Raw genomic sequence first — 16,656 nt, 5'->3', positions numbered from 1 at the left:
ACTCATAAACCTATATAAAACAACACATAACAGCATTTTTGCTTTGTATTATTTAATATTTATATTTAATATTATTAATTTTTATTTAATTTTTTTTAATACCCATTTAGACTTGATCCTACTACCAGTATTCTCAATAGTAGTAGCTGCCATTTCTTGAATAATATTGTTTATATAAATTTTTCTTTGCTTTTCATTTTTATAGTCAGGCAAATTTGCAAATAATAATGTATTAATTTCTTCACGAGTTGCAAAGCCGTGATTTTTTATGTGCTGAATTATAAATCCTTTATAAACATCTTTATCTAATCCTTTGTTTTTGGTATAATTCGCTTTTTGCCCTGTTAATTCTGCAATTGTCGCTGAAATGTAATAATCTGGTTTTCTACCTTCAATGAGTTCTTTTTTCTTTAATAATTTAGCTGCTTCATCATTGATTGGCAAATGTTTCTGAACCTTATCTAAAAGTATTACTTCGGTTAAACTTAAATCATCTTTTTTCTCAATCAACAATTTAGAATAATTTTCATCTATGGTGTGACCGTAAATCTCTAATACAACATTATCTCTTGTTGATTTTGTATAATCTGGCAATGGGAAAAATCTTTTACGTTGCTCAACGTACATTCTATAAATGCCATAACCCATTGTATCAATCATATTCAAATTGACCATTGCATTAACCAACCAACGATTGCGGTATTTTTTGGGTGTTTTTTCTCCTGTTGTATAATCTTCGGCTGTGCCTTCAAAGAAACCACCTTGATTAGAGAATATTAGTTTATTCACTTGTTCAGTCAAGACTATTCTAGAATTGTGGCTGTAATCTTGATGTGCAATACAATTATTTAATGCTTCTAAAATTACTTTGGTATCGTATTTATTTACTTCGGTAGAGAGCAATTGATTGTCTGGAAAAAACTTATACTTTACGTTTCTAATTCTCTTTAGTATATCGTTGATACTCACAAACAAAGGAATGTCAAAATGTTCATAGGCTTTTTCTTCGGTATCTAATTTCCAAGTGATTTGTGCTACCGATGGAGAAATGTAATGTGATGCTTCGGGTTTTCCTAAAAGTATTATAGCAGTATTAGTAATTTTACCTCCAATTGTGATTTTAGCTTTGTCAAGAAATGTTTTAGCATCCCAATCGTCTATTTTATCATAAATGGGTGTTCCGGCATTTTTTTCTTTAAACTTGTCTTTTGCTTTTGATATAGCATCTGGATCTAAATCATCGATGGTTGCATTTTCAATACAGTTTGCGGACCAATCTTCTTCGGAATTATAAATTGCTTTTACAAACTCTGGAAAGTTTCTTAAATCGGTTAGACTACTATCAAAACGAATGTAAGGTATTTTTTTGAAATGTGTAGGTTCTGCTTTTGCAGCAGGAATTCTAAAAATTTCTAAATAGTGTTTGGCATCATACTGACAAACAAAATGATTGAAACGAACTGAAGGATGCAAATATTGACGCAAAAACAATTCAAGCTCTTGTGTTCCTTCTTTTTTATTCTTTAGTTTAAAGTTTGTGCCTACAACATTATGAGTAGCATCGTCGATACCAAAAACAAAATAACCAAAAGCTTGATTGTTAATACAAGCTGCATTGGAAATAGCAGAAATATAATGTCCTATCTTATCGTTAGTAGTAGCATTGCCAGATTTGAACTCTACCCATTCGTTCTCTTTGGGTAAGGCTCTTAATTCGTCAATTAGTTCTATAAGTTCGGTATTTGTCATTTCGCTTTTGTTTTTTTCTTACTGGCTTTCTTCTCACTTTCAAACAATGTTCCTTTTTCATTTTCTTCTGCTATCATTTGTTCATACAATTTAAACAAATATTCTAAACGTTCTTCGTCGGTGTCAAAAGGTTTGCTTCTATAACATCGTTCTACAGCCAAGTCGTTTAATCTATGCGCTTCTCGCAAACCATCGGGCATTTTTTCGGGATCATACAATTGTGCTAATGTTTTTTCGCTGTGGGCTTCTCGTTCTTCTAATATTCTGAAAACACATTGCTCCAATTCTTCTTTTTGAGATTTAGAAATGGGTGGAAATGGGAAATTATTGTAAACTAAATTTACAGAATATCTAATTCTTGTTTCTAACTTACCTGAAATTGTTTTAGTCCAAACATTATGTATTTTAGAACTTAATAGCCCAAAAATTAATGGTTCTGAATTATAAATAACAAATAATCCATTACTAATAATTGTGCCTGGATTTTTATAACCAACAGGCAAATATTCTCGATTTTCAGAACTTGTAAATGGTAAAACAATTGAATTTTCATTTTTATATTTACGATAAAAAAATCTATGTGGAACCTCTGCTGCTTTTTTTGCATCTCGTCCTGCTCCAATTCTATATTCTCTGCACTTATCTATTCTACTTTTAATTGAAGAAATTTTATAACCCTTTTCAATTTTATCATCATCAATCCAAATACAATACCTTTCTAAACCATTTAAAAAATCATTTCCGCCAATATAAGGTTTAATAAATTCCTCTGATAAAGCATCTTCTGAAATAAACTTTAATCTCTCTTCTGGACTTAAAATTAAAAAACCACCATCAATACTACTACTTCCTAATGCCATTTCTGGTAAATTTGAAATTGCATCTGTTCGTTGACTAATAAAAATATTACTAGCATCTAAAAGGTAAGGATTAATATTTTTTACCTTTAAAATAACGTTATTGGAAAAGATTTTTTTCTCGTTACTTTGAAAATTTTGAATACCTACAATAACACAAGTTACACCTGCAACACTTTTAGCATTGTTATCCCACTTAAAAGATGTGTGAGCAAAACTAATTTCTTGATTATTAGAAAAAACATATGGCCATAATAAACTTACTTGTTCTCCTTGACAAATAGAGTTAGTAGAAACAAAAGCATATTTTCCATTAATATTTTTTATATAATCTGTTCCTTTTTTAAACCAACATCCAATATAATCTAATCTTTTGACATTACCCATAGAATTAAAAATCAATTCCATATCTTCTTTTTGAACATCATCCCAATTTCTAAAACCCAAGTAAGGCGGATTTCCTAAAATATAAATTTCATCGTCTTTTTTCTTTGGACAAACCATTTCCCAATCCAATCTGGTGGCGTTTCCGTGAGCAATAGACCCTGTTTGCATCAAAGGCAAGGCAGGTTTGGAGCGACCAAACTGGGTTTTAAATTCTTGGTTCATTTGGTGTTCTGCCAGCCAAAGCGAGAGTGTGGCAATTTCGTGAGCAAAATCGTCTAGCTCAATACCATAAAAATTGTTGAGCATAATGCCCGAAAACTGGTTGCTATAGGTGCCGTTTATGGTATCAATTGCCTTAAAAATGTGCATTTCTAACTTCCGCAATTCTTTGTAACCAATAATCAAAAAATTGCCCGATCCACAAGCTGGATCAAAGAGTTTGATGTTCCAAATGCGTTTGAGAAGTTCATTTAGATTTTTTAAATTTTTTAAATTTTTTAGATAATTTTCATACAACTCATTCAAAAACAAAGGTTCTATGAGTTTCATAATATTTGGCACACTGGTGTAGTGCATACCCAAACCGCCACGATGCTCGGGTGTGATAACGGCTTGTATCATCGAACCAAAAATATCTGGGTTTATTTTACTCCAATTTTCGCTACCACTATCTAATAAAGCTTGACGACTTCGGCGTGTAAAGTTTGGCGATTTTATAGGTTTGGCGAACAAACCACCATTTACATAAGGAAATTTTTGTAGGTAATCTGGTAACGCCAATCTTGCTTTATCATTTGGAGGCAAGTTCATTACAGTGAACAATTTATCGAGATAATCGGCTAAATCGCTTCCATCTGTTTGAGTATGGTTTTTTATAGAATGTGAAAATAAATCTTTTGTAAATATCTCGGTATCTTCAGCAAAATAACAAAACAATAATCTTGAAAGAAACACATTTAATCCGTGAATAAAATCAGGAGAATTGTCTGGATTGTCTTTTTTGATTTCGTCAAAAAGCTTTGCCATTTTTTCGGCTGCTCTTACATCGGCTTCGGTTTCTTTTTTGTGGGTTGCTTTTTCTATTCCAGCCCACGGCATAAAGAAATCAAAATGCTTGTTTAATGCCATAAAATCAATATCCAAACTATCGTTGGTTTTGGTGTCTATGGCAAGCAGAATTTTAAAATCGGTTACAATTACAAAGCGTTGCTTGTTTTTAACTTGGGATTGCATTTGTGTAATAACAGCGTGCAAATCTTGATTGAAAACAGGTTTGAAAAAAACTTTTTCTTTCCACGAAATTTCTCCTTCTACTTTGGATAGGTTAAGATTGCCTTTTTGCAATAATGTTATTGACGATTTGGGCAAACCATAAGCCAAAAGAAACTCATAAATAAAAGTTTCTTTATTGAAGTTAAGCAGCAGATTTTTAAGGTTTTGTTCTATTTGAGCAATGTTCATTGTAACTTTAGGTAATGATTGTAATTAATAAAAACACAATCGATTATGAATTGCTAAAAATAGAAATAATCTTATTGATTTGAAACAGTTATCTGAATTCTTATTGTTTTTTCTTTTTTAAAATATAATCACACTCGGAAAACTTAATTCTTACCTGTGCAGTTTCCACCTTTGTAATAGTTGGAATATGCACACATTTTAAATATTTGGTTCTTCTTTCAATAATATTTCTAATGTTGGAATGAAGATTGTTTGGACCCAATTTTTTGTAATAAAGCTTCTTTTGATTATTGAATTTATTACGGCTTCCGTTTTTTAAAATATCTTCCCAAAAATGAGTATTGAAAAATTTGTTATCAATATCTTTAGATAAATCGAATAACAGAACATTGTCCCATTCATTAAGTAATGAAGCTATTAGTTTATCATAATTGCTTATTTCTGCTAAATCCTGCAAAGAAACTATTCCTAATTTCTTTAAGAATTTATGCTCTCTTGTTCTTACTTCAAATCTAAAAGTGTTTTCACATTCGTGTGGAAATTGCACACTTTTGTTGTATGCTTTTACTTGTTTGTAGGCTTCATTTCCTGCTTGTTTAAAGTCTTTATGTATTGTAGTCCTTGCAAATTGTCTGGTTGAATGGTAGATTAAATTATGCACCAAATCGGTTACATTGATTATTGGATTGATATTTACTCCATATTCTAAATTGATAAGTTTGCATTTATTCAAATCAAGGTCAAATAAGCTCTTGATTTGAATAATTGCACTTATACAATCCTCGATATAAAAATCGTCAGCATTGTGTAACTCATCATTATAGAAGTAGTGAATACTTCCGCTAATTTCTAAACGGTCTTGGTATTTTATAAAAATTAGATTTTTGTATTTACGTATTTGCTTTTCTTTGATTTCATCAATATACAACCGCTCGGATTTACCCACATATTCTAACAAGTCATTGTTCCAAACGGTATTGATTAGTACTTCATCAGTAATTCTGAATTTAAATAAATCTAGCATAGTTGAGATTTATAAATTCAATTACTTTTTATATGCTGGCTTGTAGTTTTTGTTCAACATCTTGGTTACATCATCCATTTTATAATAGATTTTTGAACCAATTTGCGAAAATGATATAATACCTTCATCACGCCAAGTTTGCCCTGTACGTTTACTTATATTCATTAGTTTTAAAAACTCTTGATTGTCTACAAAAATCTCTTTAGGTTCTTTGGAATTTTGAGTGATTGTTTTTTTGATTTCCTCGATACGCATCACCATATCATCATACTGCTCTTTAGATAAAATAATTGCTTCCATTTTATATTCTTTTTAGTGTTAATGAATAAATTATGGTGCAAGATTAAGCGATACGATAAAACAAAAACAGTTACAATGGGTTATATAACCGTTGCGTTAAGTGTTGATTTTATTGGGTTTATGTAATATAAAATTATTTAAACTTTTTTACATCAGCTTGTAAAAGTCGAAGATTTGTTTCCCAAAAATCAGCAGCTTTAGTATCTGGTTGATTGAATTGACTTCTTAATTTTTGGGTGCTAATATCTTTATCTCCTGTTCTCTTTGTTTCAAAGTTTGTTGAAATAAATCGGTGCAATTCGGCTTCTGATTTAATATCAAAAATATTAGGTTTTAAATCTTTTAGCAGCTTAAATAATAATGCCAATTCTGGAACTGATAAATTGGTTTTTAGTTTTGGATTGGTTGAAGTAACTGTATTATTTTCCTCTACTTTGTCGTGTTTTTTTATTTCGTTTAATATAATTCTTTTGAACTCATATAAGCTATAAAATTCGAAAGGATACATTAAAGCTTCCGTGTCAATTGACGGTTCCAAACTAATATTTATCTTTTTGCGATTTTCAATTTGTTTTTCGGTCAAATCTTCAATTGGTGTTCTTTTGTAAAAAGGAATTGGCAACCCTTTTTCATTGTATTCATCTACTCGCTTTTGAATTTCTTCTGCTGAAATACCACTTTCAAATTCATCTTTCTCAACAAACAAATAAAGCTCTAAATCGTTTAAAAAATATTTTAATGGATCTAGTTCGAAATTAGTTTTTTCCTTGAGTATATTATGTAATTTGAGTTTTCCGTAATCACTATTTCTAATATCATCAAATAAATCATTGATTGTATCTTCTTCAAACTCTTCTACTACGATTGAATTTTCGAGTTTAGTATTTTCAGTTTGGGTTAAATAAATTTCTTTTAATAATTTGTAATTTTCTATTGCTTTTTTCCGTTTTACTTCAATTTTTTCTTTCATCAAATCGATGTAGTTTTCATCGTTCAGAAATTGTAAATCATCAGGAAGACTGCCGAAATTTTTGTTGTAAGCTCTTTTTAAAAGTGAACTAAATTCAGTCCAATCTGCTAATACATATTTTTCATAAGCAACATCGAAAATATCGAAAAGCATTTTTAATTGAATACCATTAAAGTTTTCAATTTCCATTTCGGTTTTAAACTTCTCAAAATTTATATCTGGTTCGGAAGCTTCAATTTTCTTTACATAGCAATAATCATAATCGCTTTTAGTCACAAGCAAAGTGTATGGAAAAAGCAATCCACATAAACGCCCTGATTTAAAGCGTATTTCTTCTCTTTTAGTCGTTATCATATAATTATCAATCAATGTATTGGTCTACTGCTTTATCAAGCTCTTCATTTAATATTTTTGCGTAAATCTGTGTGGTTCTAATATCACTGTGTCCCATTAACTTACTAACGTGTTCAATTCTCATACCATTATTTAAAGCTGTCGTAGCAAATGAATGACGACTTAAATGGAAAGACAAACTAAATGGTAATTCTAATTTATCACCTAATTTATTTAGTTGAAAATTTATTGAATGATTAGAGCTATCAATGAAATTTTGTCTAAATTCTTCATCTTCAATAAATTTCTTTTTATCAACTACTAAAGGAAAAATAAAATCTTCTTTATTGGCTTTTGGGTTTAAATACTTGTTTAATATTCCTAAAGCTGTATTTCCTATTTTAAACTGATGCTCTTTTTTAGTTTTTCGTATTGTCTTTTTAATCCTGTTCTCTTCCGGGTTAAAATGTTTGTATTGCAATTCAACAACATCACTAAATCTTAAACCACCTGCATATATAGCAAAAGTAAATAAATCTCTTGCAAGTTCAGCTTTATCTTTTAATTCCAATTTTGCTAATCCTTCAAGTTGGTCTTTACTTAAAAACATTCTTTTAGTTGGGTCTTTCTTTAAACTCAATTTACTGAACGGATACATATACTCTGGTATAATGTCGTCTTTAATTGCTTCTTTAAACATTATAGCCAAAATCATAATTGAATAACGTTGTGTTGTGTTTCCATTTTTCAAAGTATTTCCCATATAACCTAAAAAATCCTTAAGTAGTGAAACAGTAATTTCATCAAAATGCAAATTTCTTGTCCCAACCCAATCTTCGAATTTCTTTAGATATAAAATGTAATTTCGATATGTACTAATTGAAACACTTCCTTTAATATTCTCACATCTTTTGTATGAATACTCAAAAAAGTTAGGAATATCTTTTCCTTTTATTGCTTCTTTCAATTTATTTGCGGAAACGCTTTTAACTTTACGCTCCAGGTCGGCAACCTGTGCTTCTGCATCCGCAACCTTTTGAGCAATTGAAGCGTTCATTCTTGCACTATTAGGATGGTTTTTCTTTACACGCTGTTTTTCGTCGTCCCATTCACTTTCTTTTAGTTTTACACCTACGGCAACAAACTTTGTTTTTCTGTCTTTAATCAGCCTAATATAAAGCGGAGAATGTCCTGATTGGTCAATTTTGTTTGTTCTTAAAATTAATTTGATAGATGCCATACTAATTGAATTTGAATTATACTATATTTGTAAACCGATGTAATAAAGCGAAAACCTTTAAAATCAAGGTGTTCATTTGGGTGCATCGTGATACGAAGGTACAACATTGGGTACAACAAAACAAACATTTTAGTGCTTTTTTATGCGCTAAAATATCCGTCTTATTTTTATAAAGTCAATAAATATAGGTAATTAGAAGAAAAAAAGTGTGCGGTTAAATTAATTCCACTAACAGCCGTTTCAAGAAATGGCAAATCAAGGGATTTATCAGAAATTGGAAAGGTCTTTAACTAAAAGTTTTAGTTATATTTGTAAAGGCTTGATCTTGATTCATCGCAACTTCATGAAGCCGCAACGTTAGCCGTAATATTAAAAAACCGAACCGAAAATGAAGAAATTAATCCTATTTATAATAATAATTTTAAATATAAATTTTTCTTTTGCTGATTGTTCATCAAGTGGAATGCAATTCTTCCCAATGAGTAAAACTATTAGTTTGAATCCAATGTTTATAATTCAAGGTTATGCTTACAGCCAGCAAACCGTAGAATCATTTAAAAATCGAAACGTATATTTAATAGATGAAAATGGCGGAAAAATTAATCTAAAACTAATTGAATTAATTAAAGGACAAATGAGTTTAACTCAAGCAATTTTTAAAGTAGAAAGTCAATTAAAACCAAAAACGAAATATTATATTGGATATTCTAATGAAACTACATCTGAAATCAGAGAAAGAAAAAAATATAATTCTACTAGTAACAAAAGTGAAGAAATTTTTTGGGAGACCAATGAAAATGAAAATACTGAGTTATTAAATCCTAACTTAAAATTAAAGTTTGATAAAACAGATGTAGTTCATTATGGTTGCGGACCCTCTGCGAATGCACTATTTGAAGTGAATAATTTAAGTAAATCAGAAACTTGGTTTAAGACTGAAGTAATAGAAATATCGACTAACACAAAAACTACATTTTATATTACAAGTTATAAAAACAAAATAAATGTTGGTCACGGAATGTGTTCAGGTGCATTCACTTTTAAAAATAACGGAAAATACAAAGTGAGATTTACGCCGATGAATACTGATGGAAAAGAATTAAAATCTACAGAATGGACAACTTTTGAAAGTCCTTTTAAAAATGATAAATTCGGGAGATAAAAAAATAGTACGACTAACACAAGTTTTACGCTATTGCGGGTTTTTAGCTTAATTTAAAGTTTGTTTTGTAATTATGAAGTCATAGCCTATGAAATTTTAAATTTTTAAATAAAAACTATATTTTTTAAAAATCCGCGTTGCCCAGCAGCCGTGTCCTCCGCGTTCAATACTTAAAACTAAAAAAATATATGCAGCAAAATAAGAACACATTTTATGCACTAAATAAAAAGCACATTAAGTCGACGTACTTTACTTTACTCGTACTGTTTACATTAGTATTTATTGCTTTAATTCTATATGCATATTTCTATCAAGAAACTCTAATTTCTTTAAAATGGCTAATTTTAGGATTGCTATTAATTGTTGTGTTTCCTGCTCTTGGGATAGCAGAACATAATTACGTTTGGAATAGAAAAAACAACTACAAAAATGATCTATTGCAAATGCATCCGTACAAGGAACTTCATAAAATCGGATTTGAAAATGAAACCGTTTTAAAAAATTCAAAAAACTATAAAAGTTATATTAAGAGCGCCATAATTAATGACATTCAAGTTCTTTTTGACGTTACTAAACCAAATGTTGCCGAATTCATTATACTTTGTGACACAACAAAATTAAGTACAAGTGAATTATTAGTAAAAAGTAAAGAATTGAAAAAAGATAAAATTAGTATAAATTCCTATAGATTAACAAGAGAAATTGATCACAACAAAGAAAAATTTTCTCTTGAAGAAATTACAGCACTACTTAACAACATGACTGAGAAAGTAAAAATGAATAATTTTCCTCTATTAAATTTAACTCAAGAAGGAGAATATTAATTTTCTTATTTGAGAATGACAAAGAGTGTAGCTTTTCAATCAGTTCCATAAACCAATAATTAAATCCGCCCAAAACCGCGTTACCTTGCATTCGTATCCTCCGCGTTCCAAAAAATCCAACAATCCAAAAATCCAACAATCCAACCATCCAAAATTCCAACAATCCAAAAACCACAACAACAATTGTTAACAACTTCTACTCCATCAAACTAAAAAATTCTTACATTTGTAGTTATAACGGAGACTACTCCGTAGTAAGTTATTAACAAAAAAGTTTTAGTAAATGCAAAACATTCCTAGTGTTGACTTGCGTGATTTCCTGTCGGATGATCCGACACGTAAACAAAAATTTGTAAATGAAATCGGAAAAGCTTTCGAAGATATTGGCTTCGTGGCGCTAAAAGGTCATTTTTTGGATGACAAATTGGTTGATGAATTGTATGGAGAAATTAGGAATTTCTTCGCACTTCCTTTAGAAACAAAATACAGCTATGAGATTCCGGGCATTGGAGGTCAGCGTGGTTATGTTTCTTTTGGAAAAGAACATGCAAAAGGTCGCAAAGAAGGCGATTTGAAAGAGTTTTGGCACTTTGGACAGTATGTAGACGCAGCTTCCAAATACGCTGCCGAATATCCTGATAACGTAGAAGTTAAAGAATTACCTCGTTTTAACGAAGTCGGAAAAGAAGCCTACCAAATGCTTGAAAAAACAGGTATTTATGTATTGCGTGCTTTGGCTTTGCACTTGGGCTTGGACGAGTTTTATTTTGATAATTACGGTAAAGAAGGTAACTCGATCTTGAGACCCATTCATTATCCGCCAATAACTTCAGAACCAGAGAATGCTATTCGTGCTGCGGCGCATGGCGACATCAACTTGATCACACTTTTGATGGGTGCGCAAGGTAAAGGTTTGCAAGTACAAAACCACGACGGCGAATGGATTGATGCGATTGCTGAACCAGACGAATTGGTAATTAATGTAGGCGATATGTTGTCGCGTCACACCAATAACAAACTGAAATCTACGATACACCAAGTGGTGAATCCGCCAAGAGAACTTTGGGGAACTTCGCGCTACTCTATTCCGTTTTTTATGCATCCGGTAAGCGACATGCGTTTGGACGTTTTAGAAAATTGTATTGATGAAAATAATCCAAAATTATACGATGATATTTCGGCAGGTGAATTCCTATACGAACGCTTGGTTGATTTGGGATTGATTAAGAAGTAATTAAAATTTAAAAATTACGAATTAGGAATTACGAATTTGGAATTTGGAATTACTAATTTAGTAGCACTATTATATTATTCATTGGAAATTGAGGGTTAGGAATTATTTTTAATTTTTAATTCTCAATTTTTAATTTATCAAACTATGGATTTACAAGACCAACTAAAAAACCTGTTTCCAGACCACGTACCTTCTAACGAACCAGAAGTTACTGAGGAAAAAGACCACGAATTATACGTTCAAAAAGAACCGATGATTTGTAAATTTGAAAAACGAAAAGGAAAGCCAACCACGATTATCTCTGGTTATGAAGGTGAGGAAGAAGATTTTAAAATTCTAGCCAAAGAGCTAAAGAATAAACTCGCCGTTGGAGGAACTTTCAAAGATGGTGAAATCATTATTCAAGGTGATTACCGCGATCGAATTATGAAAATCCTTCAGGAAAAAGGGTTTAAAACTAAGCGCGTTGGAGGATAGTTCAATTAAGAATTAAAAATTATAAATTAAATTAGATATGATGTAAAAATTTCCAAATTATCGAATTTCCAAATTTACAAATTATCGAATTATCAAATAAACAAATAAACACTAAATGATACAATCCTCAGAATTAATATTAAACCCAGACGGCAGTGTGTATCACCTAAATCTGAAACCTGAAAATATAGCACACGACATCATTTTTGTGGGTGATCAAAATCGTGTCGAGAAAATTACGAAGAACTTTGATTCGATTGAGTTTTCGCAACAGAAACGGGAGTTTAAAACGCAAACCGGAATGTACAAAGGAAAACGAATTACAGTGATGTCGACTGGAATTGGTCCGGATAACATTGACATTGTCATGAACGAACTGGATGCGTTGGTCAACATCGATTTGGAAACCAGACAACCCAAAGAAACCTTGACGTCGTTGAATATTATTCGGATTGGGACTTCGGGTTCGCTGCAAGAAGATATTCCGGTAGATAGTTTTGTGATGTCTACATTCGGATTGGGATTGGACAACATGCTTCGCTCCTATTTGATTGACGAAGTTTCTAATTTAGAAATGGAAGACGCATTTGTAAATCACACCAATTGGGATTTACGAAAAGGAAAACCGTATGTAATTTCGTGTTCAGAAAAACTTGAAAAAATCATTGAAAGCGACAGAATGCACAAAGGCATTACGGCAACGGCTGGTGGATTTTATGGTCCGCAAGGTCGTGTGTTGCGCTTGTCTATTCAAGATGAGGAATTGAATTCTAAAATGGATAACTTTGAATTTGAAGCAAACCGAATCACCAACTTAGAAATGGAAACGGCTGCAATATATGGACTAGGAAAACTACTTGGTCATGAGTGTTTATCGCTCAATGCTATCATTGCCAATCGTGCAAGCGGCACTTTTAGTAATGATCCTTATAAAGCTGTTGATGAGTTGATTGCTTATACTTTGGATAAATTAGCGAGGTAAGTATTGAGATGAAAGTATTAAGTATTAAGTATTAAGACTGGAAATTATGACTTTTAGAGACGCTACCAAAATTTTTAAAGCAATTGAAATCTTTTTATTTGGTAGCGGCATTTGAATAGTAATTAAAAGAAATTAAACCATTAAGAAATTTAAGGTAATTAAGAAAAAATCTTACTATGTCTTAATGCTCTAAATGGTTTAAAAATAAAACTTGAACAATGAATTTAGTTTTAGAAACAGAACGTCTGATCCTGCGACCATTTGAAGTATCAGATGCCGAAGCGTTATTTGAAATGGATAAAAATCCAGAAGTCCACACCTATTTGTGGCAAAAACCTGTAATGAATATTGATGAGGTATCAGCAGGTATAGAGATGGTAAGACAACAATATGTAGATAATGGCATTGGTAGATTTGTAGCAATTATAAAAGATACCAACGAACTTATTGGTTGGACAGGAATCAAATTCGTAACCAATCACGTAGAAAACGGAAACACCAATTTCTATGATTATGGCTATCGTTTGAATGAGAAATTCTGGAACAAAGGTTATGCAACCGAAGCTTCTATTGCGTGGATAGATTATTTTTTCAATCAAATGACACTTCTAGAAGGTCAAAGTCACAAATTGAACGCCTACACCCATGCAGAAAACGGCGCTTCCAATCATGTGCTACAAAAAGTTGGATTTCATTTCATCGAGGATTACCCTGATAATGATGGAGTGATATGGAAATGGTGGCAAATGGAAGAAGGATTATTGGATCGTTAGATCTTTGGATAGTTGGATTTTTGGATTATTTGATTGTTAGATAGTTGAACTAGTAGTAAATAATTAAACCAATTGCTGTAAACTGGTCATTGAAAAAAATTAAAGAATGAAATGTTTTAATTCAAAATGAAAAAACTATTCCTCATCCTATTTACCTCTTTATTTTTAACAAATCATGCATTTGCACAAGCAAACGACACAGAAGCATTACTCTACAATATAAGCTTTGGAGGTTTGTTTGGTACTATTGGTGGAATGATCAATAAAAAACCAAATGAGAAAATGGGAAAAGTTATGCTGAAAGGATTAACACAAGGTTCGTTAGGTGGTTACGTAACTTTTGAAAGTAAACGAGTTTTGAGACTAGCACAAGAAAATGAAGATTGGAAATTAATCTGGACTGCTAAACTACTAAATGCCGGAGGTACATCAATAAAAGAAAATGCAGCTTTAAATGAAACTTTTTGGAATAAATGGCATATAAATTTTGGTTTTAATCGAATTGAATTTGAAACAAAAAATAAATTTAAAATTAATTACAAAATTATGCCAATCGCATTTATTTACAATACAGTAGCATTTGCACAAGCAAAATTCGATTTTAAAAATTCCGTTCAAACTGGAGAATTCATTTTCAAAAGTAGTGACAGTAGACTTTATGAATCTGGAACGAGAGGTGCAGCGTTTCCTGGAACAATCGTTTTGAGAAATGATGGAGTTAATTACAATGTTATTACACACGAAATCATTCACTTATACCAATCCAATGATTTTTCAATCGTAAATACGTTTTACACAAAACCACTAAAATCACTAGAAAGAAAATCAAAATTTATAAATAAAATAAACAAGTATATTTACTACGATTTCCATTATGTACCATTACGACTAGCTTACAATTATGAGTCAAAAACCGCAAATAGCTATTTTAGTAACCACTTTGAACATGAAGCAGGATATTTTTCCAACACCTTAAATTAGCTTGTAATTTATTACACATCAGCCACTTCAAAAATCTAATAATCTAATAATCCATTAATCTAATAATCCAAAATGAAACATATAAAAATCGCAGGCGTGCCCGAACATTTCAATCTTCCTTGGCATTTATGTATCGAAAATGGAGAATTTGAAGCTGTTGGAATCGACTTACAATGGACTGATGTACCCGAAGGAACTGGAAAAATGTGTCAAATGTTGCGCGATGGCGAAACCGATATTGCAGTAATTCTGACCGAAGGAATTGTAAAAGATATCAATGCAGGAAATCCGTCAAAGATTGTTCAGGTTTACGTTGAAAGTCCGCTTGTTTGGGGTATTCACGTCGATGCCAAATCGAACTACAAAACACTTTCTGATTTAGAAAATACAACCGTGGCTATTTCACGCTTGGGTTCGGGTTCGCAATTGATGGCGTATGTAAATGCTAATAATCAAGGTTGGAATACCGATAATTTGAAATTTGAAATTGTAAATACCATTGATGGTGCTGTTGCAAGTTTGTCAACAGGTACTTCCGATTATTTTATGTGGGAAAAATTCATGACTAAACCTTTGGTAGACAAAGGCATTTTTAGAAAAGTAGCCTATTGCCCAACGCCTTGGCCTTGTTTTGTAATTGCGGTTCGCGAAGAGCTTTTAAAAAAACATCCCAATACAATTGCCCAAATTCTTGAAATCATCAACAGGACTACGCAAGATTTTAAAGATATTCCAAGAATCGACAGCACTTTATCAGAAAAATACCATCAGAAAATCGAAGATATTCAAGAATGGCTGTCGATTACCGAATGGTCGCAAAGTCAATTGACCAACGAAATGTTAAACAAAATTCAAAATCAGTTATTTGAACTTAAAATTATAGAGAAAAAAGGTACTTTTGCTGAAATCGTTGCAACTGTTTAGGTTCCAACTTTAGCCCTAAAATGATAACACTAAATAATCTTACTTATAAAAGTATAAAAGAACAACTCACGGTTAAAAAACCATGGGATATGATTATTATTTTTGTTATCAATATCTTGTTAACGATACCCATCTTTTTAATTCTGCATCAAAACATTATCGATTTAAACTGGTATTGGCAGTTGGACCGGGTTTTCATGTTTGTTTTGATTGTTGTGGTCTTGCAATTAATTTTAGGCGCCCTGCGTCGCATTACTTTAATTGTAGTTTTTGGTTATTTGATACTTCTTTTTTTTGGTACCATATCGGGAACATACAGTGTGGTAAGTGTGTACAACAGTTACCAGTCGTTGTTGTATTCGATGCGTTTTAATCCGTATCCGCAAGACATCATTATTTCGAAATTACTACCATTCCCTAATAAAAACAAGGTTATCAATGCGATTGAATTTGACAACCCAAAGGTGCGCAATTTTGCAATCATGTCGGCCAATACCTACTTCAAAAATACTAGAGGTTATCAAGAGTATCAAACTATCATTCAGTGTTTTGCGGTATTTAAAGAAATCAATACCAATTGGAACTACATTCACGATCCAAAAGGACAAGATTACATTGCCAAAGCCACAGAATCGTTACAATATTTATCTGGCGATTGTGATGATCATTCCATTCTAATGGCAGCATGCATTCGATCGATTGGAGGAACGCCGAGATTAATACACACAGACGGACACATTTATCCTGAAATTTTGATAGGAACTAAAGCCGACTTAGAAATTATCAATTACCTCATAAAAAAAGAACTTTTCCCTGATGAAAGTAAAGGTAAAGCCATCAATTATCACATCGACGAGCGTGGACAGATTTGGTTAAACCTAGACTATACTGCCAAATATCCAGGCGGACCATTTATGAATGAAGAAATTTTAGGAGCTTTAACTTTGAATTAAATATCGCATTTTAATTCAAATAATG

The 16,656-nt window shown here is 31.6% G+C and carries 15 protein-coding genes; 9 read left to right on the top strand and 6 right to left on the bottom strand.

The genetic code is table 11. The annotated features are described in order from the left end of the window. Window positions 1-81: 81 nt before the first annotated feature. From ACZ098_RS14165 to ACZ098_RS14140, 6 genes are all read right to left on the bottom strand, one after another. On the bottom strand, window positions 82-1,749 hold the full coding sequence (locus ACZ098_RS14165; protein WP_487312417.1) for an RNA/DNA-binding domain-containing protein: 1,668 nt from the start codon (window positions 1,747-1,749) through the stop codon (window positions 82-84). After that, window positions 1,746-4,454, bottom strand: coding sequence for a DNA methyltransferase (locus ACZ098_RS14160; protein WP_487312416.1), 2,709 nt, complete (start codon window positions 4,452-4,454; stop codon window positions 1,746-1,748). Before ACZ098_RS14160 ends, ACZ098_RS14165 begins: the two co-directional genes overlap by 4 nt. A 100-nt stretch (window positions 4,455-4,554) precedes the next feature. Beyond that, window positions 4,555-5,478, bottom strand: a complete 924-nt coding sequence (locus tag ACZ098_RS14155; protein WP_487312415.1) for a hypothetical protein — start codon at window positions 5,476-5,478, stop codon at window positions 4,555-4,557. A 21-nt stretch (window positions 5,479-5,499) separates the two neighbouring features. Then, the gene (locus tag ACZ098_RS14150; RefSeq protein ID WP_487312414.1) at window positions 5,500-5,778 is read right to left on the bottom strand and encodes a helix-turn-helix domain-containing protein; all 279 of its coding nucleotides are present in this window, start codon (window positions 5,776-5,778) and stop codon (window positions 5,500-5,502) included. 133 nt (window positions 5,779-5,911) lie between these two features. Next, complete coding sequence (locus ACZ098_RS14145; RefSeq protein WP_487312413.1) at window positions 5,912-7,102, bottom strand: hypothetical protein; 1,191 nt, start codon at window positions 7,100-7,102, stop codon at window positions 5,912-5,914. Window positions 7,103-7,109: 7 nt separating this feature from the next. Then, complete coding sequence (locus tag ACZ098_RS14140; RefSeq protein ID WP_487312412.1) at window positions 7,110-8,321, bottom strand: tyrosine-type recombinase/integrase; 1,212 nt, start codon at window positions 8,319-8,321, stop codon at window positions 7,110-7,112. 388 nt (window positions 8,322-8,709) lie between these two features. Here ACZ098_RS14140 and ACZ098_RS14135 point away from each other — a divergent pair, with 388 nt between their 5' ends. The 9 genes from ACZ098_RS14135 to ACZ098_RS14095 all read left to right on the top strand — a co-directional run bounded on the left by ACZ098_RS14135 (window position 8,710) and on the right by ACZ098_RS14095 (window position 16,631). Beyond that, window positions 8,710-9,483, top strand: a complete 774-nt coding sequence (locus ACZ098_RS14135; protein WP_487312411.1) for a hypothetical protein — start codon at window positions 8,710-8,712, stop codon at window positions 9,481-9,483. 188 nt (window positions 9,484-9,671) lie between these two features. Further along, window positions 9,672-10,307 carry a hypothetical protein gene (locus tag ACZ098_RS14130; RefSeq protein ID WP_487312410.1) on the top strand — a complete coding sequence of 212 codons (636 nt, stop codon included), beginning with the start codon at window positions 9,672-9,674 and terminating at the stop codon, window positions 10,305-10,307. Window positions 10,308-10,590: 283 nt separating this feature from the next. After that, entirely contained in the window at window positions 10,591-11,541 is a 951-nt protein-coding gene (locus ACZ098_RS14125; RefSeq protein WP_487312409.1) for an isopenicillin N synthase family dioxygenase, read from the top strand. A gap of 144 nt (window positions 11,542-11,685) precedes the next feature. After that, window positions 11,686-12,018: a translation initiation factor gene (locus ACZ098_RS14120; RefSeq protein WP_487312408.1), complete on the top strand. Its 333-nt coding sequence runs from the start codon at window positions 11,686-11,688 to the stop codon at window positions 12,016-12,018. A 115-nt stretch (window positions 12,019-12,133) separates the two neighbouring features. Continuing rightward, window positions 12,134-13,000 (top strand): nucleoside phosphorylase, encoded by an 867-nt coding sequence (locus tag ACZ098_RS14115; protein WP_487312407.1) that lies wholly within the window; start codon window positions 12,134-12,136, stop codon window positions 12,998-13,000. A 218-nt stretch (window positions 13,001-13,218) separates the two neighbouring features. Continuing rightward, the gene (locus tag ACZ098_RS14110; protein ID WP_487312406.1) at window positions 13,219-13,773 is read left to right on the top strand and encodes a GNAT family N-acetyltransferase; all 555 of its coding nucleotides are present in this window, start codon (window positions 13,219-13,221) and stop codon (window positions 13,771-13,773) included. Between the two features lie 126 nt (window positions 13,774-13,899). Next, entirely contained in the window at window positions 13,900-14,754 is an 855-nt protein-coding gene (locus ACZ098_RS14105) for a hypothetical protein (RefSeq protein WP_487312405.1), read from the top strand. A gap of 72 nt (window positions 14,755-14,826) precedes the next feature. Further along, window positions 14,827-15,678, top strand: a complete 852-nt coding sequence (locus ACZ098_RS14100; RefSeq protein WP_487312404.1) for a substrate-binding domain-containing protein — start codon at window positions 14,827-14,829, stop codon at window positions 15,676-15,678. Between the two features lie 20 nt (window positions 15,679-15,698). Further along, complete coding sequence (locus ACZ098_RS14095) at window positions 15,699-16,631, top strand: transglutaminase-like domain-containing protein (RefSeq protein ID WP_487312403.1); 933 nt, start codon at window positions 15,699-15,701, stop codon at window positions 16,629-16,631. The last annotated feature ends 25 nt before the right edge of the window (window positions 16,632-16,656 follow it).

This window comes from Flavobacterium sp. SP2 (assembly GCF_057626655.1).
This window is presented reverse-complemented; position numbering and strand designations above follow the sequence as displayed.